We start from the raw sequence: 20,291 nt of genomic DNA on the forward strand, positions 1-20,291 counted from the left end.
GTCCTCCTCCGGGTCAGCTGCCCACGCTCTGGCCGTGGCGGAAGAGGTTGCCGGCGTCGTACTGCCGCTTGACCCGCAGCAGCCGCGGGTAGTTTCCGCCGTAGTACGCCTGCTGCCAGTCCGTCAGCCGGGTGTCCGGGAAGTTGACGTAGGACTCGTGCGCCGACACCGGTTCGAGCACGTTGTAGCCCCGGTCCACCCAGGCCGTCATCGCCGCTTCCTCGTCGGCGGCCACCGATGGCCGGGACGTGAGCGCGGCGAACCCGGTCATGAACTGGGCGTTGCGGTGCCAGTAGGCCGTTGCGGTCCGGGAGGTTTCGTTCGCCCGCCCGCCAGTGGCGGTGAAGCTCAGGAAGCGCGTTTCCCCGGCGCGGCGGTCCGCGTCGAACGCCGCGAGCGCGTCGCTGAGAACCGGTCCGACGACCGGACGGTCGAAGATGCGGGTGCGCTCGCGCAGCAGTCCGTTGCGCGGCAGCTTCGCGTCCGGGTTCTGGCCGATGAGATGGCACTCCCGCGTGGTGATCAGCCCGCAGCCGTACACCTGGCGCATGACGTCCTCGTAAGCCAGCTCCCGGACCTCCCTGATCGTCGGCTGCGTGCCCGCCTCGGCCGCCAGCGCGTCCAGCCCGGCTTCGAGCTCCTGCTGCGAGCCCCAGTAGGCGCCCGTCAGCATGATCGTCGGCGTCGCGCCGGGAGCGGCGTCCGGCAGCGCGAGCAGGAGGCTCGAGCCGAGGTCGTAGGAGCTCGACACGCTCCACTGCTGCCAGGCCTCGATGACCTCGGCCGCCTTGTCCCAGCCCCAGACGGTGTCGAAGTAGACACCGCGCGGCTGGTCGACCGGGACGATCTCGAAGTCCAGCACCACGCCGAAGTTCCCGCCGCCGCCGCCGCGCAGCGCCCAGAACAGGTCCGGTTCGCTGGTTTCGGACGCCTGGACGACTCGGCCGTCGGCGAGCACGACGTTCGCGGAGACCAGCCGGTCCGAGGCGGTGCCGAACTTGCGCGTCTGGAAGCCGACGCCGCCACCGCTGATGAACCCGCCGGGACAGACCGTCGGGCAGGTACCGGTGACGATCTGGCGGCCGGCGGGGGCCAGCGCGGCAAGAGCTTCGATCGACATCGCGGCGGGGCCGACGTGCACGGTGTTGCCGGTGACCAGCGCCTGCTTGAAGTTCGAGAGGTCGATCACCAGGCCTTCGCCGGTCGACCAGCCCGCGAGGTTGTGGCCGCCGCTACGCGTGCGCAGGTCCACCCGGTAGGTCTGGGCGAACCGCAGGCAGGTCTGCACGTCCTTGACCGTCTTGCAGTAGGCGACCGCCTGCGGGTTCACCGCGCTGTATTCGCCGAGATAGACGGTCTTCGCGTAGTCGTAGGCGGTCTCGCCGGGCCGGATCAGCTCACCGGTGAGCGAGCCGCGCAGGCGCTCCCACTTGTCGGTCGCCGGCGCGCCTGCGGCGAACGCGCCGGTTCCCAGCGCGGTTGCGGTGGTGGCCAGCGCGAGGCCGCCCGCCGATTTGAGAATGCTTCTTCTGGTCGGCATGAATTTCCTCCCTCGGTGCACCGAAACCGTACGGACGCTCAACGGGGGCCGTAACCCCTGAAACCCCCCTGTGGCTTCCGTCACGCCGGAGCGTTCCGGCGCGACGGATTCCGATCACGCGATCTGCAAACCGGAAGGGCGGCTTCCAGCGGCTTATCGGTCATCCTTTCGGGCCAGTCGCAGTGTCGTTCCGAGATGCAGGCTGCGGCAAACGGGTGATTACGGGGGGCATTCGCAACCTGTGCTCACTCAGTGAATTGTTGAAGACGGCTCTGGCGTCGGGCTATACTTCCGGCGAGCGCAGGGGAGCGTGTCCGTGGGGGGCAGGGGTGCGCCAATGGGGAGGGGCTGGCATTTCCTGGCAAAGGCAGAAACAGCTGTCATGATCGTCGGTTTCCGGAACAAAACTGCCGTCGTGGGTATCGAATGAAATTCTATATTCTCGGGCCATTACGTGTATTCGAAAATGACGTTTTCGTCCAGCTGAGCGGGATTAAACGGCGAGCTGCGCTGGGCTATTTGCTGCTGCACGCCAACAGCGTGGTCGCCACCAGTGAACTGCTGACCGCCCTGTGGGGGGAAACCCCGCCGCCGACCGCCCGCAAGATCCTGCAGAACGCGATCTCCGGCCTGCGCCGGACCCTGCCCGCCCACACCGGCCACCCGGACTCGGAACTGCTGGTCACGCACGCGCCTGGCTACCTGCTGCGGGTCGACCCGGAGTGCGTCGACCTGCTGCGGTTCCGCGCGCTGGCGAAGCGCGGGCAAGCCGCACTGGCCGCCGGCCGGTGGCACGAGGCCGAGTGCGACCTGCGCGGCGCGCTCGAGCTCTGGCGCGGCCCCGCGCTGTCCGACCTGCTCGAAGACGGGTACGACTGGCCGGAGCTGACCGCGCTGCAGAACGAACGGTTCGCCGTGCTGGAAAGCCAGATGGAGGCGGCGCTGGCCGCGGGCAAGGACCAGCAGATCATCGGTGAGCTCGAACCGGTCGTCGGAGCGGACCCGTTGCGGGAACCGCTCGCCCGGCAGCTGATGCTCGCGCTGTACCGCTCGGGCCGCCAGGTTGACGCACTCGGCGTCTACCGTCGCACCAGGTCCGCGCTCGTCGAAGGCCTCGGCCTGGACCCGAGCCCCGACCTCCGCAAGCTCGAACGCGCGATCCTCGACCACGATCCCGGCCTGGCGCTTGCGGGCACCGAACCACGTCCGGCAACCCCGCCCGTCGTGGCGGCCACACCGCCGCCTCCGCCGGTCGCCGCGCCCCCGGCGCCCTTGGCACCCGTGGTGCCCGGGCGGCTGCCGGCGCCGGAACCCGTGCTCGAGCGGCCGCCGCCTCCCGAGGTCGGCGAGGTCGGCGAGGTCGGCGAATACAAGCACGTCACCGCTGTCCTGGTCCGGGTGGAGGTCACCGACACCACCGCGGCGCCCGAGGCGGTCGAACGCGCGCTCGACGCGGCGGGCTCGGTCGTCCAGGATCACGTCCGCCAGGCCGGCGGCCGCAACCACGGCAGCCTCGGCTCGCTGCTGCTCGCCCTCTTCGGCACGGCCCAGACCCAGGAAGACGACGTGCACCGCGCCATCCGGATGGCGATCGAGCTCGCCGGGCTCGCCCAGGAAGGCGTCCGGCTGCGGGTCGCCGTCGCCGGTGGGGACGCGCTCGTCTCCCGGTCGGCGCAGGGCCTGGACGACGGCCTCGACCGGCTCGGCGTGAGCGGTCACCTGCTCGACGCCGCGCTCGAGCTCATCGCGGAGGCGAAACCGGGACTCGTCCGCGTGTGCCGCAACACCCGCCTAGCGTGCGCCGACGACTTCGACTTCTCGTCGGCAGGCCCGGCATCCTGCGGGTATGACGTGGCGCTGCGGACACGATTCGAGCTGGCCAGTCGGACCGAGCTGCCCCTGGTCCAGCGCGACCGCGAACTGCGGCAGCTCGACGGCTGGGTCGAGGACGTCCAGCGACGGCGGCGGCCGCACCTGGTCACCGTGCTCGGCCCGGCCGGCATCGGCAAGAGCCGGCTGATGCACGAGTTCCGCCGACAGATCTCGGAGCGGCCGGGCATCCGCTGCCTCGTCGGCTGCAACCGCGGGTTCGGGCGGGAGACGCCGTACGACGCCCTCGCCGGGGTCGTCCGGTCCTACGCGGGCATCGTCGACGACGACCCGCTGGCCGTGCGCGACCGCAAGCTCGAGGCGGCGGTCACCGGGCTGGTCGGGTCGGAGCCGATCGCCGCCCAGCTGGAGGAGAACCTCCGCGACCTCGTCGCGCGGAAGCGGGAACGGATCGATGCGGGCAAAACCCGCCCCGCGGACTCCCGCGTCGCGTTCGCCGCGTGGCGCCGGTTGGTCGAGGAGCTGGCCGCGCGGGAGACCGTGGTGATCATCCTCGAGGACCTCAACCGCATCGACGACGAGCTGCTCGAGTTCGTCGGCGACCTCGCGGAGAACGTCGGCGACCTGCCGCTGCTGGTGGTGGGGACGGCGCGGCCCGAGCTGGCGCACCGCACGCCGTACTGGGCAGGCGGGGCGCGCAACGCGACCACGATGAGCCTCGAACCGCTGTCGCGGGCGGCGACGGCGACGCTGCTCGGCAGCCTCCTGTCCGCGCCGGCGGACGAGCGGGATGCCCGGTGGCGCACCGCGCTCGCCGACCAGTCCGGCGGCAACCCGCTGTTCGCCATCGAGTTCGCGCGGATGGTCGAGGCCGCGGGCGAAGGGCCGCCGTTCGAGGACCCGGCCGGACCGGGTCGCGCCGTCCCGCTCCCGGTGCCCTACCCGGTGCACAACATCGTCGCGGCGCGGATCGACACGCTGCCGGACCGCGAGAAACGCGTACTGTACGACGCCGCCCTGATGAGCGGCTCGTTCTCCGAGAAGGTGCTCGCGGCGCTGGGCGGGCAGGACTCCACCGAGATCCAGGACTGCCTGCGCACCCTCGAACGCCACGGGTTCCTGCGCCGGTGCCGACTCGGACCCGAGCTGGGCAACATCGAGTACACCTTCGTCCACGAACTCGTCCGAAAGGTGGCCTGCTCGAGACTGCCGTACGGGGTGCGCGCCCAACGGTACCGCGAAGCGGCGGACTTGCTCAGCGCCCAACCTGACGCTCCAGGAGACCAGCTCGCGCACCACTTTCACCAGGCTGTCGCGCACGCCGATCAGGCGGGCCTGCCGACCCGGGAGCTGAGCGCGCGGGCCTGCGACCGGCTGGTGATCGCCGGGCAGGTGGCGATGCGGCGCGGGGCGGCCGCCGCCGCCCATGACTGCTACCGAGCCGCGCTGACCTTCTGCACGCCGGAACACCCGCGGCGAGAGCTGCTGCTGCGCTGGCAGGAGTCGGCGGCCCGGGCGTCACCTGGGTGACGCCCCGGCGGCGCGCAGCGCGGCCCGCGAAAGCGAGTCGGTCAGCCGGGACGGCAGCGGGTTCGCGCCGGGCCGGGTGAAGTTGCCGCCGGCGGGCGCGGTGGTGAAGGGGCCGAGTGCGAACAGACGCGGATGGGGGTGGCCAGCCGCGTCGAGGACCGCGCCGTCGCGGCCGTCGACCGCCGCGAGCCCGGTGCGGTGCCGGAACCCGCCGTCGACGCCGACGTGTTCGCACAGCTGTCGCCGCCGGTACAGCGCGGCGACGAGCGGGTCGGTCGGCGCGGGCACGGCCCCGACCGGCAGCCGGGCCTCGACGAAGGCGCGGGCGGTGAAGGCGCCGGATACCGCAGGCTGCTCGCGGCGAACCGGCCGTCGACGGTGTGTACGGCCATGTCCGGCCCGATGAACCGGACCACGCCCGCCTCGGCGAGCGCGAGCAGCTCACGCAGGCGCCGGGGTGGCGGTCCGCTGGCCAGGTGGGTGAACAGGCCGGCCCACCAACCGTCCACATCGGACGCCCAGGAGCGGACGGCGAGTCGGCCGCTGCGCACCAGGACCGGCAGCTGTCCGAACACGGTCAGCGCCCCGGCGACCGCACCGGCGTCGGCGCTGTGCCGGGCGGCGGCGGCGCGCTGCAGCGTGCGTTCGACGTGCGTGGTGATCCGCCGCTCGAGCGCGGCCCGGTGCGGGAACCGCTCGTCGGCCAGCGGCCGGTCGAGGTGCGCGAGGTCGAACGCATCCGCGGGATCGGGCACAGTCGCGCGGACCAGCCGCCGTTCTTCCGCGCTGCCGGTCTCGGTGGCCGCGTACGCGCGGGCGAAGGTCTCGAGGTCGCCGTGGACCCGGTCCGGATGGGCGAGGAAAAGTTCGTGGTAGTAGCCCCAGCCGATCTCCTTGGCCGCATGCGGCCAGACGTCGCGGAAGAAGTCCAGCTCGCCCGCGTTGTCGCGCAGGATGCCCGCCGCGTCGAAGAACCGCGGCGGCGGCGGGTCGGAGAGCGCGTGGGTCGGTTTCGGCGGGAACGGCACCCCGCGCCGGGACCCCGCGTACAGCACCGGTTCCCGCCCGCTCGGCAGGTACCGCAGGCGGCCCGTGACGTCTTCGGTGTACCGGCCGCCCCGGCCTTCGGTGAGCAGCACCATCAGGTCCACGAAGGCGAGGCCGAGGCCGCGCACCACCACCGGTTCGCCCGGCCGGATCGCCGAGAGGTCTTCGTCGGCGGTGTACCCCGGCGGCAGGAAGAAGAGTCCATGCTCCTCGGCGTACTCGGCCGTTCGCCGCTGCTCGGGCGACAGTTCGACGTCCTGGTGACCGACGGCAAGCACGACGACGTCGGCGTCGATGTTCCGCCCGGACGCCAGCACGACCCGCTCGCGGCCATCTTCGTCGAGCAGATCGACCACGCGTTCGCGGTGGTGATACACCCGCGCGCCGGGCGGCAGGCCGGTGACCGCCCGCTCGTGCACCCAGCTCAGGTAGTGGCTCTGCAGGCGCCGGGTCGGGAACGACGCCGGGGTCAGCCGCTCGAGCTCGCCGCGCGCGTCCGCGTCGACGGCCGACGGCGGCTGCCCGCGTGCCCAGTCGTGCAGGGACGGGCCGGTGCGGATCGGGCCGTCGCACGCCACCGTCTCATCGGTGAACATGGTGACGTGCGCGGCCATCGTGTTGAGCATCAGCAGCCGCGACTGGTCGCGGCGCCAGTGCCGGCCCGGCCCGGGCGGGTACGGGTCGATCAGGTGGACCTCGAGCGCGCGGTCTCCGAGCAGCTCGCCGGCATTGGCGCCGAGGCGCTCCAGCACCGACACCCCGCTCGGCCCGGCGCCGACGATAGCGATCACGGCGGCGGTCACAGGAACTTCTCGAAGCGCAGCGCCGGCTCACCCTCGGTCAGCGCCGGGTCGTCGGGCAGCCGCCGGTAGCCCGCCGTCAGGTACAGCCGGACGGCCTCCGGCTGGTGGGGCCCGGTCACGAAGTACACCCGGCGGTAACCTGCTTCGGCGGCCACCTCGTCGAGCACGGCGAGCGTCCGCCGCGCCAAGCCGCCCCGGCGGTGGGCGGGTGCGGTCCAGAGCCGCTTGAACTCCGCGGTGTGCTCGTCGTAGCGGCGAAAACCGCCGCCGGCGATCGTTTCGCCGTCGAGGGTGAGCACGACGAACCCGCCGTCAGGTGGCGCGAAGTCGGCCGCCGGGAAGCGCGCCAGCTCGCGGTCCGCGGCGGGACCGTACCGCTGCCGGTACTCCGCCCGCAGTCCTTCCCACAGCGGGACGACCCGCCTGTCGTCGGCGGTCACGCGGTGGACCGGTTCCCGTCCCGCCCCCAGCTCTGGCTCCATGGTCCCAGTCGATCAATTCGCCGCGCCCACGACAAGCGGGCGAGGAAGGTCAATAACCACCCAGTGGGTCCACCCATCGCCCGGTAACTGGCCGTGCACTTCGCGGTCAACGGTGTTGAACGTGGCCCGGAGGCTGCTTAGGTTCGGAATCGTGAGCCGGGTTGGTCCCCGGCCCGGAAAGGCATTCATGACTTCAGCCCCCCAGCGCGCTCCCGAGGCGATTCCGCAGGACACCGCGTCGGACGCGGCCGAGCTCGCCGGGCTGCGCCGGGTGCCCGCGCGGCGGTTCGGTCGGTGGCTGGCGGCCGTGGTCCTGCTGGTGCTGACCGCACAGTTCGTCCACGGCCTGGTCACCAACCCCGGCTGGGACTGGCCGGTCTTCCGTGAGTTCTTCACCGAACGCACGATCCTGAGGGCACTCGGGCTCACACTCGAACTGACTGCCTACGGCACGCTGCTCGGCTTCGCGCTCGGCCTGGTGATCGCGTTGATGCGGCTTTCGGGCAGTCAGCTGCTCCAGGTGGCCGGCTGGCTCTACGTGTGGGTGTTCCGCTCGATCCCGCTGATCGTGCAGCTGCTGTTCTGGTTCAACCTGGCCTACCTCTACGACAAGCTCTCGTTCGGGGTGCCGTTCGGCCCCGCCTTCATCACGGTCCCCACGATGAACCTGGTTGGGCCGATGGGCGCTGCGGTGCTCGGACTGGCGCTGCACCAGGCGGCCTACGCCGCGGAGATCATCCGCTCCGGCGTGATCTCCGTCGACCGCGGCCAGCTGGACGCGGCGGCGGCACTCGGCATACCCCGCGGCCGCCAGCTGCGGCGGATCGTGCTCCCGCAGGCGATGCGCAGCATCCTGCCGAACGCCTCGAACGAGCTGATCACCCTGCTCAAGGGCACGTCGATCGTGTCGGTGATGGCACTGGGCGACCTCTTCTACCAGACCCAGGTGATCTACGGCCGCAACGGCCGCGTCGTCGCGCTCGTCATGGTGGCCACCGCCTGGTACGTCATCCTCACCGGCCTGCTTTCAATCCTGCAGTACTACGTTGAACGCCACTTCGCCCGCGGTTCAGCGCGCGCTCAGCCGCCGACACCGGTGCAACGCCTCCGCGCCGTGGTCGCCGGCACCTTCGGGAAGGGGAGTGCGCGATGACCGCCCCGATGGTGGAGATCGTCGGCGTGCACAAGAGCTACGGGACCAACCGCGTGCTCAACGGCGTCGACCTGACCGTCGCCCGTGGCGAGGTTCAGGTACTGATCGGCCCGTCCGGGGCCGGGAAGTCCACGCTGCTCCGGGTGATCAACCACCTCGAGAAGGCCGAGCGCGGCGTCGTCCGCGTCGACGGCGAGCTCATCGGGTACCTCCGCACCGGCGACCGGCTGCGCGAGCTGCGCGAACGGCACGTGCTGCGGCAGCGGACCGGGATCGGGTTCGTGTTCCAGGACTTCAACCTCTTCGCGAACCTGACGGTGCTGGAGAATGTCGCCGAGGCGCCGATTTCCGGCCAGGGCCGGCCGCGCGACGAGGTCTACCCGATGGCCATGCGGCTGCTGGAACGGGTTGGCCTCGCGCACAAGGCCGGCGAGCACCCCCGCCGGCTCTCCGGCGGCCAGCAGCAACGGGTGGCGATCGCGCGTGCGCTCGCCCTGGAACCGAAGCTGCTGCTGTTCGACGAGCCGACGTCCGCCCTCGATCCCGAGCTGGTCGGTGAAGTGCTCGAAGTGATGCGTTCGCTGGCCCTGGCCGGCACGACGATGGTCGTAGTGACCCACGAAATGACCTTCGCCCGCGACGTCGCGGACACCGTGGTCTTCATGGCCGACGGCCGGGTCGTGGAGCGGGGCACGCCCGCCGAGGTCCTGGAACGGCCCCGCCACGACCGTACCAAGGCGTTCCTCACCAAGATCCGCTGACCGACGGAGGCCGACAGACATGCGCCGAACCTTCTTGGCCGCGGCAGCGGGCCTGCTGCTGCTTGCCGGCTGTGATACCACCAAAGGTGCCGACGCGGCCGCGCCGACGGCCTCGCGCCTCAACCTCGGCCCCGACCAGCAGCGGATCACCACCGACCGCGTCGAGGCGGCCGCCGCGCTGGTGCCGGCCGGCGTCCGGGCCGCCGGGGTGCTGCACATCGGCGGCACCATCGACAACACCCCGCCGCTGAGCTGCTACGCGACCGACAACAAGACACCGATCGGTTTCGAACTGGACATCGCGGTGCTCACCGCGCAGGTGCTCGGGTTGACGCCGGACCGGCAGATCACATCGTGGGACAACATGTTCCTCGGCGTCGACAGCGGCCGGTACGACGTCGCGTTCTCGAACATCTCGGTGACCGCCGAGCGGATGGGCAAGTACGACTTCGCGACCTACCGGCAGGACCTGCTGGGGTTCGAAAGCCGTCGGGACAGCCCGCTGCAGGTGCGCGGGCCTGCCGACCTGGCCGGCCACAGCGTCGCGCTAGCCTCGGGGTCCACCCAGGAGAAGATCATGCTGAAGTGGAACGACGCGAACCTCAAGGCCGGGCGCGCGCCGATCTCGATCCAGTACTACCAGAAGGCCTCGGACTACTACCTCGCCTTGCAGTCCGGCCGCGTCGACGTCTACGTCGGGCCGAGCTCGACGGTCGTCTACCACGCGAACACCGCCGGCCAGACCAGGCTCGCCGGCGTCGTCGACAGCGCGGCGGACACGATCAACAGCCAGGTCGGCGCCATGTCCCGCAAGGGCGACGGGATTGCCCCGGCGGTCTCGGCCGCAGTGGACGAACTGATCCGCAACGGCAAGTACGCCGAAGTGCTCGCCCGCTGGGGCCTGGACCTGCAGAAGATCCCGGACTCGGTCGTCGACCCGCCGGTCTCGGCCGGGCAGTGACGGCGGCGCGCATGTACCTCGCCGCCGCACTGGACGGCCTCGGCGCCCACCCCGCGGCCTGGCACCGGTCCGGAACCGCCGGGCTGTACGACCCCGCCCGCGTGGTGGCCATGACCCGGTTGGCCGAGGAGGGCCTGCTGGACCTGATCACCCTCGACGACCAGCAGCCGGTGACCGCGGCCGGGGGAGCACCACACGGCGCGCTCGACGCGTCGCTGGTGCTCACCCAGGCCGCCGGCACGACAGTCCATTTGGGACTGTTCCCCACCGGGGTGACGACCGGCGACCCCGTGGTGGCGGCCGCGCGGATCGCCACGTTCGACCGGGTCACCGGCGGTCGGGGCGGCTGGCGGCCCCGCGTCGCCCTCACCGACGAGGAGCGGCGCCGGGCCACCGAAGACCCGGAGCGCTACGTCGCGTTCACCGAAGAGCGCTTCGCGCAGGCGACCGACTTCACCGGCGCGGTCACCGAGCTGTGGGCCGCCTGGCGGGAGGACGAGCGTTCCGGTCTCCGCCGCGTCGTCCGGCGTGGCGGCGCGTTCGACGTCGACGCCTGCCCGAAGGTGCCGGTCCTGCCGTCCGGGCCGCCGCTCACCGCCGTGCTGGCGCACTTCAGTACGCCCTACCGGCTGGCCGCCCGCCACGCCGACCTCGTGTTCGTCACGCCCTTCAGCCGCGACGACGTGGTCGCGGTTCTCACCGAAGTCCGCGCCCACTGCGCGGAACAGGAAAGAGGACCGATGCCCCTGACCGTGCTCGCCGACCTGAACGTCGTCATCGCCGACACGGAGGCCGAGGCCGCCGCCCGCCGCTCCGCGCTGGACGCGCTGGCGCCGCTGAATTCCGACGCCGCCACGTTCACCGGCACGCCCGCCGGACTGGCCGACCTGCTCGAAGAATGGCACTCCGACGCCGGGGTAGACGGTTTCCGCCTCCGCCCGGCCGTCCTTTCCGAAGATCTGCCGAAGGTGGTTTCCGGGCTGGTTCCCGTATTGCAGGAACGTGGCCTGTTCAAAACCGCGTACGGAGCGCCGCTGCGTTCCCGCCTGCGACCGGCCGCCGCGCAGCGCTGATCCGCGCGCACTTCATTTCCGACTGCTCCACGCACAGCCAGCTGGGGGATCGTCATGAATCTTTTCGAACGGGAAGAGCACGAGGCACTGGCCGCCCAGCTCATCGCGGAGACTGCGGCGGGCCGAGGCCAGGTACTGCTGCTGGAAGGCGCCGCGGCGACGGGCCGCACGGCCCTGCTGCGCCAGGTCGCCGGAATGGCCGAGCGGGCCGGCCTGCAGGTCGTGTCGGCCACCTGCTCACCGGTCGAGCGGGAGCTCGCTGGGGGCGTCCTGAGCCAGCTGTTGCACAGCGATCCCGACGCCGGTGACCTGGCCGACCACGCGGTGCCGGGCTACCACGAGTTCTGCCGCCAGATCCTCCGGCGAGCCGGCGAAACCGCGTTGCTGGTCACGGTCGACGACGCGCAGCACGCCGACCGCGAGTCGCTGCGCAGCCTGCACTACCTCGCCCGGCGGCTCGGGGCGGCCCGGGTGCTCCTCGTGGTCATCACCGAGGTCGCCGACGGGGTTTCGCCTTCGCCGTTCGCCACCGAACTGCTCGGTGAAACCCACCTGCACCGGCTGGCCGTGGACCCGCTGTCGGCGAAGGCGACCGACCAGCTGCTGGCGGAGTGGCTCGGCGACGGCTCGGCTGGGATCGCCGAGGAGTACCACCGGTTCAGCGGCGGGAACCTCGCGTTGCTCGCGGCGCTGGCCGAGGACCACCGGCGGGGCGAGGTGTCCGAGCGCGGCTACGGTGCCGCCGTAGTCCGGCTGCTGCAGCGCACCGATTGGTCGGCTCTGCGGATCGCCCGCGCGCTGGCGGTGCTCGGCGCGCGCAGCCGGCCCGACCGGGTGACCCGGCTGGCGGGCCTCGACCGTGACACCGGCGAGCGCGAAGTCGAACGCGCGATGGCGGCGATGACTGCTTCGGGCCTGCTGCGGGAGGGCCGGTTCGCCCACCCGGCCGGCCGGGCGGCGGTGCTGGCGACGGTCACCGGGACCGAACGCGCGACCCTCAACCAGCGGGCGGCGCGGCTCCTGCACGACGTCGGCGAGGAGGCTGTGGCGGTCGCCTGCCACCTCGACCAGGCCGGCCGCGCGGAGCCGTGGGCTGTGCCGGTCCTCGTCGAGGTGGCCGACCAGGAGCTGCTGGCCGAGCGCAACGAACGGGCGGCCCGCTTGCTCGAGCTGGCTTGGGAGTCGTCCCGGCAGCCGGTCAAGAAGGCCGCGATCCTGGCGAAGCTCAGCGGCGCGCAGTGGCGCCGGAGTCCCGCGGCCGCGGCGAGGAACCTGACCTCGCTGGTCGCGTCCGCCACCGCCGGGGACTTGGACGCGGGCGCCACCACCGAGCTGGTGCACCGGCTCCTCTGGCACGGCCGGGCGGACGAGGCGACCGTGGTGCTGGACCGGCTGCGCAAGACGGCGGCCGCCGAGCCCGACGTCGCAGCCGAGCTCGGGCACCTGGAGTCGTGGCTGGGGTTCACCCACCCGAGACTGGTCCGCCGCGGCCCGCGCGCCGTGCGGTTCCCGGTCGCCGACGCGCCGGTCACCGGAACCGACCCGTGGCTCGCCAGTGCTGCGTCGTTGAGCGAGCTCCTGCTGCGTGGCCAGGCCGGCGCCCACGTCGGCCGGATCGAGCAGACGCTGCACAACCTCCAACCACGCGGAAACAGCTGCTGGGCGCAGGAAACGGCGTCGCTCGCGCTGCTCGCCCTGCTCTCGGCGGACCGGCCCGACCTGGTCCTCGAATGGTGCTCGCTGCTCAGCATGGCCGACGGTGGCGAGCGGTCGCCGGTCTGGCACGCCCGGCTCGCCGCGTTGCGGGCGGAGGCCCTGTTGCGCCGGGGAGAGCTCGGCGGAGCGCTGCGGGCCGCGCGTGAGGCGCTGACGCTGGTGCCGGTACACGCCTGGGGCGTGGCCGCCGGGTTCCCGCTCGGGACGCTCGTCGGCGCGGCCGTCCGCGCCGGCGCCCTCGACGAAGCCGCGCGGTACCTCGCGTTCGCGCCATCGGAGCAGATGTCCTCCTCGCGCTACGGGCTGTACTACCTGTACGCCCGCGGTCATTACCACCTCGCCGCGCAGCGCGGGTACGCCGGGCTGGCGGACTTCCTGGCCTGCGGCGAAGCGGTCAAGGCACTGGGCCTGGAGGCCGCGGCGACCGTGCCGTGGCGCGTCGGGGCCGCGGAGGCGTGGCTGCAGCAGGGCAACGAGGACCGGGCGCGGCGGCTGGTCCGCGACCAGCTGGCGCGCTCCGACGCAGCCGGCGGCAGCAACCGCGGCCGGTCACTGCGCGTGCTCGCGGCGGTCGGCACGCCGGAACGGCGGCCGCAGCTGCTTCTGGAGGCCGTCGAGCTGTTCGAAGAGTGCTGGGACCAGTTCGAACAGGCGCAGGTGCTGGCCGACCTGGGGTGTGCGTACTCGGTCCTGGGCGACAGCCGCCGGGCGCGCACGACCCTGCGCCGCGCTCGTCACCTGGCTGCGCTCTGCGAGGCCGTGCCACTGTGCGAAACCCTCGTCGCGATGCAGGAGCAGCCCGCAGCGCCGGCGCCGCGCGGCGAAGACGCGCGCTCGCTGACCGAGTCGGAACGGCGGGTGGCGCACCTGGCCGTGCTCGGCTACACGAACCGGGAGATCGCCGCGAAGCTGTGCGTTACCTCGAGCACGGTCGAGCAGCACCTCACGCGGGTCTTCCGGAAGCTCGACGTCAAGCGCCGCAAGGACCTGCCGGCCGACCTCGGGACGACGGCCGTGCGGCCGCGGACCCGGCGGTTTCAGCGGGCCGCGGCGGGCCGGTCGGTGTCGTAAGCGTGCCGGGCGGCCGAGATGGCCGCCCGGTTCCGCTGGGCCCAGTCCGTCAGCAGGAGGAGCGACCGATGCAGTTCCTGGGCGATGTCCGTGAGCTCGTACTCAACCCTGGGCGGCACCGTGGCGTAGACCGTCCGCGTCAGCAGGCCGTCGCGTTCGAGGTTGCGCAGGGTGAGAGTGAGCATCCGGCGGCTGATTCCGTCGATCGAGCGTTCCAGCTCGGTGAAGCGCACCGGGCCGCGCGCCGCGGCCACGATGATGAGGATGCTCCACTTCCCGGCCACCCGGTCGAGCACCTCGCGCACCGGGCACGCTTCGACGACGATGTCGTGTTCGGTCGCGGCTTGGGCCTGGGTCATGGTGGTGCTCCTTCCCCTCCCGGCCATAGTGCCATCCTGGTGCCCTCTGTTACAACCGGTGCCGTATGGGGACGGCAGCGGTGATTTCCGGGACGACCCGCTGGTACGCGGTACTGGGTGACCCGGTGACGCAGGTCCGGGCGCCGGAGCTGCTCAACCCCGTCCTGGCGGGGTTCGACGCCGTCCTCGTGCCGCTGCACGTCCGCCCCGACGACCTGGCTGGGACGCTGGCCGGGCTGGCGCGCGTCCGCAACCTCGACGGCCTGCTCGTGACCGTGCCGCACAAGGCCGCCGTCTGTCGGCTCGCCGCGGCGGCGGGACCGGCCGCGGCGCTGGCGGGCACCGCCAACGCGCTACGCAGGCGGCCCAGCGGCGGTTGGTTCGCGGAGAACTTCGACGGGCTCGGGTTCGTCCGTGGGCTGACTGCGGCCGGGCACGCGGTCTCCGGCCGCCGGTTCGGCCTCGCCGGAGCGGGTGGGGCGGGCAGCGCGATCGCGGTGGCCCTGCTCGACGCCGGCGCGGCCGGGGTGGCGGTGTCCGATGTGGACGCCGGACGCCGCGACGCCCTGGTCGCCCGGCTCGAAGGGGTCGCGCCCGGCCGGATCCACGCCGTGTCCCCGGCGGCGGTCACGGACGCGGACGTGGTGGTCAACGCGACGCCGCTGGGCATGCGGCCCGATGACCGCCTGCCCTTCGACCCGGCGGCCGCCGCGCCGGGCACCCTCGTCGTCGAAATCATCATGAAGCCGCGGGAAACGGAATTGCTCCGGAAAGCCGCGGAAAGCGGTCTCGCGGTCCACCACGGAAGCCACATGCTCGACCAGCAGGTCGGCTGTTATCGCGATTTCTTCGGTTGGCCCCGGTAATTCCCTGGTCTGCTAGGGGGGTACTGAGGGGATCGGCCCGGCCCGAACCCAGCGAGAATATGTCCTGAGTGTTAGTAGGCGCGTCTCTCGCCTGAGCTAGGAGTGATCACCGGATGTTGCGCACCGAACTGATTCGGCCCCTGCCCGAAATCCTCGCCGGGCACGCCGCCCAGCGTGGCGGGAAAGTGGCGTTCACCGATTCCCGGCGCCGGGTGACCTACGCCGAGCTCGACGCGCGGACGCGGCGGCTGGCCGGGCACCTGGCCGGCTTGCGCGTCCAGCCGGGCGACCGCGCGGTGCTCTACCTCGGCAACTGCGTCGAGATGGTGGAGAGCTACCTGGCGGTGACGCGGGCCGCCGCGATCGGGGTGCCGCTCAACCCGCACTCGGCCGACGCCGAGCTCGAGTACTTCCTGGCTGACAGCGGCGCCCGGGTCGTCATCACCGACGCCGCCCACGCCGCGCAGGTGCGGCGGGTCCTGGGAGACGCGCGCTACCCGCGGGTCGTGGTGACCGGTGCCGCCCCCGTGCCAGCGGGCACGGTCGCGTTCGAGTCGCTGGCGACGACCGAACCGGCGTCGGAGGCGAGGGACGATCTCGACCTCGACGACGTCGCGTGGATGCTCTACACCTCGGGGACCACCGGCCAGCCGAAGGGCGTGCTTTCCACTCAGCGCAACGGGTTGTGGTCGGTCGCGGCCTGCTACGTCCCGGTCCCGGAACTGTCGGCGGACGACCGGGTGCTGTGGCCCCTGCCGCTGTTCCACAGCCTGTCGCACATTGCCTGCGTGCTCGCCGTGACCGCCGTCGGCGCGACCGCGCGGATCACCGACGGGTACTCGGCCAACGAGATCCTTTCGGCGCTGCGGGAAGAGTCGCCGACCTTCCTGGCGGGCGTGCCCACGATGTACCACCACCTCGTCCAGGCCGCGCGGCAGCAGGGGTTCGAAGCCCCGGGCCTGCGTGTCGGGCTGGTCGGCGGCGCGGTGACGACGGCGTCGCTGCGGGCGTCGTTCGAGGAGCTCTTCGGCGTCCCGTTGCTGGACGCCTACGGCAGCACGGAAACGAGCGGCTCGATCACCGTCAACTGGCCGACCGGCGCGCGCGTCGACGGCTCGTGCGGCCTGCCGGTGCCCGGCCTCAACGTGCGGATCGTCGACCCCGAGATCGGGCTGGACGTGGCCACCGGCGAAGAGGGCGAGGTCTGGGTCAACGGCCCGAGCGTGATGGTGGGCTACCACAACCGGCCGGAGGAGACCGCGGCCGCGCTGAGTGGAGGCTGGTACCACACCGGCGACCTCGCTCGCCGCGACGACGCCGGCTACTTCACCATCTCCGGGCGGATCAAGGACCTGATCATCCGCGGCGGCGAGAACATCCACCCCGGTGAGGTCGAGGACGTGCTGCGCAGCGTGCCGGGCGTCGCCGACGTGGCGGTGGCCGGCAAGGCCCACGACGTGCTCGGCGAGGTGCCGGTGGCGTTCGTGGTGCCAGGGCCAGAGGGCCTCGACACCGACGCGCTGTTCGCCGCCTGCCGGGAGCGGCTGGCCTACTTCAAGGTGCCGGAGGAGATCTACGAGATCGCCGTGGTCCCGCGGACGCGGTCCGGCAAGACCATCCGGCACGCGCTGCTCGACGAGCCGGCCCGGCTGCGTGCCGCGGGCGGCAGCACCTACGAGAACCTCTTTCGCGTCGACTGGATCCCGGTGCGCCCGGACGAGAGCGGTGACGAGGCGGCCGTCCTCGACGTCACCGGACTGTCCGATATGGACGACGTGCTCGTGCGGGTCCGCGCGTGGTTCGAGGCCGCGCCGCCGTCGGACCGTCTTGTCGTGCGGGTCGGCCGCGGCGTGCGCGCGCAGCCCGGCGACACCCCGGACCCGCGGTGCGCCGCGGTGATCGGTGCGGTGCTGGACCTGCGCGCGGACTACGGTGACCGGCTCGCGGTGGCCGACGTCGACGGCGGCGCGGACGCCCCGGCCGGCGGACCGCTGCTGGCGGTCCGCGGCGGCGCGGTCGTCCGGCCGGTCATGGAGCGGCTGCCCGCGAACGGTACGTCCGGCGGCCTCGACGTCCGCGGGACGGTCGCGCTCGTCGGCGCGGACACGCCGGTGGGGGCCGCCCTGGCCCGGCACCTGGTCGCCGGGCACGGCGTCCGACGGCTGCTGCTGGTCACCGCCGCGGGCCCCGGCGACCCGACGGTCGCCGAGCTGGCGGCGGATCTGGCGGCGAAGGCCACGGTCACCGTGGCCACGTGCGCTCCGGCAGATGCGCTCGGCCGGCTGGCGCAGCCGGTGTCCACCGTGGTCCAGGTCGCGACCGGCCCGGCCACCGACGTCATCGGGACGACGCGCGAGCTGGCCGCGCTCACCGGCGAGAGCACCAGGTTCGTCCTGGTCTCGGCGGCCGGGCCGGAGCTGGGCACCACCGCGGTCGGCGGCTACTTCGACGCCTTCGCCCTCGACCGCTCGCGGACGGCCCCGACGCTCTCGCTCACCGTGGGCCCCTGGGCCGACGAAGAGCCGGTGTCCCGGGCCGCCGGGGTCGGCACGCTCGCCCGCCGCGACCTGCTCGCCGCCTTCGACGCCGCGCTGCTGGCCGGCCTCCCCGCCGTCACCGCGCTGCGGCTCGACACGCTCGCCCTCCCCGGCGCCGAGGTCCTGGCCTCGCTGCGCGAGATCATCGACACCTCACCCGCCGCCGTCGCCGAGGACCGCGAACTCACCGATCAGCTGCGCGCGAACCTGGCACCGCTGCCCGAGCCCGAGCGGCTCCGGCGGCTGGTGGCCGCGGTCGGCGAGGCGGCCGCGGAGATCGGCGCGGCCGGCATCGCTCCCGGCCGCGCGTTCAAGGAGGTTGGATTCGGCTCGGTCCAGGCCGTGCTGCTGCGCAACCGGCTCGCCGAGCTGACCGGCCTGCGGCTGCCGGCGACGCTGGCCTTCGACCACCCGACGCCGCGGGCGGTGGCCGCATTCCTGGTGGCCGAGCTCTTCGGCGCAGAAGAGCCGGCCGATTCCGTCGCGAAGGCCGTCGTGGACGACGATCCGGTCGCCATCGTGGGCATGACGTGCCGCCTTCCGGGCGGGATCGCCTCACCGGAGGACCTTTGGGCCTTCGTCGAGGAGGGTCTCGACGCGATCGGCCCATTCCCCGCGGACCGCGGCTGGGACGTCGAGGACCTGTACGACCCCGACCCCGAGCGCAGCGGCCACAGCTACGTGCGCGACGGCGGCTTTCTCGCCGACGCGACCGGGTTCGACGCGGAGTTCTTCGGTATCTCGCCGCGGGAGGCCCTCGCGATGGACCCGCAGCAGCGGGTCTTCCTCGAGACGGCGTGGGAGGTCTTCGAGCGGGCCGGCCTCGACGTGACGGCGTTGCGAGGAACGCGCACTGGCGTGTTCGCCGGCGTCATGAACCAGGAGTGGACCACGAACCTGACCCGCGCGGCCGAAGAAACCGAGGGCTACCAGAGCACCGGCGCTGCGGCCAGCGTGGTTTCGGGCCGGGTGGCTTACTCGTTCGGGTTGGAGGGGCCGGCGGTGACGGTGGACACGGCGTGTTCGTCGTCGCTGGTGGCGCTGCACCTGGCGGCGCAGTCGCTGAGGTCGGGTGAGTCCGACCTGGCGCTCGCGGGTGGTGTCGCGGTGATGGCGCGGCCGTCCACTTTCGTGGAGTTCTCGCGCCAGCGCGGGTTGGCGGCTGATGGGCGCTGCAAGGCGTTCGCGGCGGCGGCCGATGGTACCGGCTGGTCCGAGGGCGTCGCGGTCCTGCTGCTCGAGCGGCTCTCGGACGCGCGTCGCAAGGGACACCAGGTGCTCGCCGTGGTGGCGGGCAGCGCGGTTAATCAGGATGGTGCGTCGAACGGTTTGACGGCGCCGAATGGGCCGTCGCAGCAGCGGGTGATCCGCCAGGCGCTGGCCAACGCGGGGCTGTCTCCTTCGGATGTCGATTTGGTCGAGGCGCATGGTACGGGTACGACGCTGGGTGATCCGATCGAGGCGCAGGCCTTGATCGCGACTTATGGTCGTGATCGGTTGCCGGGCCGTCCGCTGTGGCTGGGTTCGTTGAAGTCGAACATCGGGCACACGCAGGCCGCCGCCGGGGTGGCCGGGGTGATCAAGTCGGTACTGGCCCTGCGACGTGGCGTGCTGCCGAAGACTCTGCACGTCGACGCGCCCACGCCGCACGTCGACTGGTCGGCTGGAGGCGTCGAGCTGCTGGCCGAACCCCGGCCGTGGCCGGCCGAAGGCAAGCCGCGGCGGGCGGGTGTCTCGGCGTTCGGCGTCAGCGGGACCAACGCGCACGTGATCGTCGAACAGGCGCCCGCCGACGCGGAACCCGAGCCGGCCGGCGACGCCCCGGCGATCACGCCGTGGCTGCTATCGGCCGCTTCACCGGCGGCGTTGGCCCGGGTCGCGAAGCGGCTGCACGACCACGTTCTCGCGCGACCGGACCTGCTGAGCACCGCGGTGGCGGCGGGCCTGGCCGCGCGGGCGCGGCTGGGGCATCGCGCGGTGGTGCTCGGTGCGGACCGGGAAGAACTGCTGGCGGGCCTGGCGGAGGTGGCCGCGGCCCGTCCGGGTACCGGTGTGGTGGCGGGCGAGGTGAGTGATCCCGGGCGGACGGTGTTCGTGTTCCCGGGGCAGGGTACGCAGTGGGCCGGGATGTGTGCGGGTTTGTTCGAGGTTGCGGCTTTCGCTGATTCGGTGGCGGAGTGTGATGAGGTTTTGTCGTCGTTGGTGGATTGGTCGGTTGCGGATGTGGTGCGGGGTGTGGTGGGTGCGCCGTCGCTGGATCGGGTTGATGTCGTGCAGCCGGTTTCTTTTGTGTTGATGGTTTCGTTGGCGCGGTTGTGGATGGACCGGGGTGTGCGGCCGGATGCGGTTGTGGGGCATTCGCAGGGTGAGATCGCCGCGGCCTGTGTGTCGGGGGCGTTGTCCCTTGTGGACGCGATGCGGGTTGTGGTGTTGCGGAGCCGGTTGATTGCCGGGACGTTGGCGGGGCGCGGTGCGATGCTGTCGGTTTCGTTGCCGTTGGCGGAGGTCGAGGCTCGGCTGGGTGATGTGGACGGTGTCGAGGTGGCGACGGTCAACGGCCCG

The 20,291-nt window shown here is 72.4% G+C and carries 12 protein-coding genes; 8 read left to right on the forward strand and 4 right to left on the reverse strand.

Annotated features, from left to right (window positions below; all coding sequences use genetic code 11):
* Nucleotides 1–13: 13 nt before the first annotated feature.
* On the reverse strand, nt 14–1,540 hold the full coding sequence (locus tag ACLJQZ_RS46780; RefSeq protein WP_410628015.1) for an FAD-binding oxidoreductase: 1,527 nt from the start codon (nt 1,538–1,540) through the stop codon (nt 14–16).
* Nucleotides 1,541–1,966: 426 nt separating this feature from the next.
* Here ACLJQZ_RS46780 and ACLJQZ_RS46785 point away from each other — a divergent pair, with 426 nt between their 5' ends.
* A complete protein-coding gene (locus ACLJQZ_RS46785) occupies nt 1,967–4,900 on the forward strand; it encodes a BTAD domain-containing putative transcriptional regulator (RefSeq protein WP_410628017.1) in 2,934 nt (977 codons plus the stop codon).
* Nucleotides 4,901–4,941: 41 nt separating this feature from the next.
* Here ACLJQZ_RS46785 and ACLJQZ_RS46790 read toward each other — a convergent pair whose 3' ends face one another.
* Together ACLJQZ_RS46790 and ACLJQZ_RS46795 are read right to left on the reverse strand one after the other, a co-directional pair.
* Complete coding sequence (locus ACLJQZ_RS46790; RefSeq protein ID WP_410628018.1) at nt 4,942–6,750, reverse strand: FAD/NAD(P)-binding protein; 1,809 nt, start codon at nt 6,748–6,750, stop codon at nt 4,942–4,944.
* Nucleotides 6,747–7,232 carry a GNAT family N-acetyltransferase gene (locus ACLJQZ_RS46795; protein WP_410628019.1) on the reverse strand — a complete coding sequence of 162 codons (486 nt, stop codon included), beginning with the start codon at nt 7,230–7,232 and terminating at the stop codon, nt 6,747–6,749. The genes ACLJQZ_RS46790 and ACLJQZ_RS46795 overlap by 4 nt, the downstream gene beginning before the upstream one ends.
* Nucleotides 7,233–7,419: 187 nt before the next feature.
* Between ACLJQZ_RS46795 and ACLJQZ_RS46800 the strand changes: the two genes are divergently transcribed.
* Genes ACLJQZ_RS46800 through ACLJQZ_RS46820 form a run of 5 tightly spaced genes read left to right on the forward strand, consistent with a single transcriptional unit; the run spans nt 7,420 to nt 13,967 of the window.
* Nucleotides 7,420–8,385 (forward strand): amino acid ABC transporter permease, encoded by a 966-nt coding sequence (locus ACLJQZ_RS46800; protein WP_410628021.1) that lies wholly within the window; start codon nt 7,420–7,422, stop codon nt 8,383–8,385.
* A complete protein-coding gene (locus tag ACLJQZ_RS46805) occupies nt 8,382–9,146 on the forward strand; it encodes an amino acid ABC transporter ATP-binding protein (protein WP_410628023.1) in 765 nt (254 codons plus the stop codon). Before ACLJQZ_RS46800 ends, ACLJQZ_RS46805 begins: the two co-directional genes overlap by 4 nt.
* Before the next feature lie 19 nt (nt 9,147–9,165).
* Nucleotides 9,166–10,107, forward strand: a complete 942-nt coding sequence (locus tag ACLJQZ_RS46810) for an ABC transporter substrate-binding protein (protein WP_410628025.1) — start codon at nt 9,166–9,168, stop codon at nt 10,105–10,107.
* 11 nt (nt 10,108–10,118) lie between these two features.
* Nucleotides 10,119–11,180, forward strand: a complete 1,062-nt coding sequence (locus tag ACLJQZ_RS46815) for an LLM class flavin-dependent oxidoreductase (RefSeq protein ID WP_410628026.1) — start codon at nt 10,119–10,121, stop codon at nt 11,178–11,180.
* A gap of 54 nt (nt 11,181–11,234) precedes the next feature.
* Complete coding sequence (locus ACLJQZ_RS46820) at nt 11,235–13,967, forward strand: AAA family ATPase (protein ID WP_410628028.1); 2,733 nt, start codon at nt 11,235–11,237, stop codon at nt 13,965–13,967.
* On the opposite strand, the gene ACLJQZ_RS46825 is transcribed toward ACLJQZ_RS46820, so the two are convergent.
* Complete coding sequence (locus tag ACLJQZ_RS46825; protein ID WP_410628029.1) at nt 13,934–14,326, reverse strand: winged helix-turn-helix transcriptional regulator; 393 nt, start codon at nt 14,324–14,326, stop codon at nt 13,934–13,936. The two genes, ACLJQZ_RS46820 and ACLJQZ_RS46825, sit on opposite strands and share 34 nt — an antisense overlap.
* A gap of 80 nt (nt 14,327–14,406) precedes the next feature.
* Here ACLJQZ_RS46825 and ACLJQZ_RS46830 point away from each other — a divergent pair, with 80 nt between their 5' ends.
* Nucleotides 14,407–15,192, forward strand: coding sequence for a shikimate dehydrogenase family protein (locus ACLJQZ_RS46830; RefSeq protein WP_410628031.1), 786 nt, complete (start codon nt 14,407–14,409; stop codon nt 15,190–15,192).
* A gap of 113 nt (nt 15,193–15,305) precedes the next feature.
* On the forward strand, nt 15,306–20,291 hold a 4,986-nt coding region (locus ACLJQZ_RS46835; protein ID WP_410628032.1), incomplete at its 3' end, for a beta-ketoacyl synthase N-terminal-like domain-containing protein.

Source organism: Amycolatopsis sp. cmx-8-4 (assembly GCF_046548675.1).
Lineage (GTDB): Bacteria > Actinomycetota > Actinomycetes > Mycobacteriales > Pseudonocardiaceae > Amycolatopsis.

What these genes read in the sequence shown, in the direction of transcription:
- ACLJQZ_RS46820 (WP_410628028.1), top strand. Translation starts at nt 11,235, where the DNA reads ATGAATCTTTTCGAACGGGAAGAGCACGAGGCACTGGCCGCCCAGCTC.
- ACLJQZ_RS46785 (WP_410628017.1), top strand. Translation starts at nt 1,967, where the DNA reads ATGAAATTCTATATTCTCGGGCCATTACGTGTATTCGAAAATGACGTT.
- ACLJQZ_RS46800 (WP_410628021.1), top strand. Translation starts at nt 7,420, where the DNA reads ATGACTTCAGCCCCCCAGCGCGCTCCCGAGGCGATTCCGCAGGACACC.
- ACLJQZ_RS46825 (WP_410628029.1), bottom strand. Translation starts at nt 14,326, where the DNA reads ATGACCCAGGCCCAAGCCGCGACCGAACACGACATCGTCGTCGAAGCG.
- ACLJQZ_RS46805 (WP_410628023.1), top strand. Translation starts at nt 8,382, where the DNA reads ATGACCGCCCCGATGGTGGAGATCGTCGGCGTGCACAAGAGCTACGGG.
- ACLJQZ_RS46815 (WP_410628026.1), top strand. Translation starts at nt 10,119, where the DNA reads ATGTACCTCGCCGCCGCACTGGACGGCCTCGGCGCCCACCCCGCGGCC.
- ACLJQZ_RS46810 (WP_410628025.1), top strand. Translation starts at nt 9,166, where the DNA reads ATGCGCCGAACCTTCTTGGCCGCGGCAGCGGGCCTGCTGCTGCTTGCC.
- ACLJQZ_RS46780 (WP_410628015.1), bottom strand. Translation starts at nt 1,540, where the DNA reads ATGCCGACCAGAAGAAGCATTCTCAAATCGGCGGGCGGCCTCGCGCTG.
- ACLJQZ_RS46795 (WP_410628019.1), bottom strand. Translation starts at nt 7,232, where the DNA reads ATGGAGCCAGAGCTGGGGGCGGGACGGGAACCGGTCCACCGCGTGACC.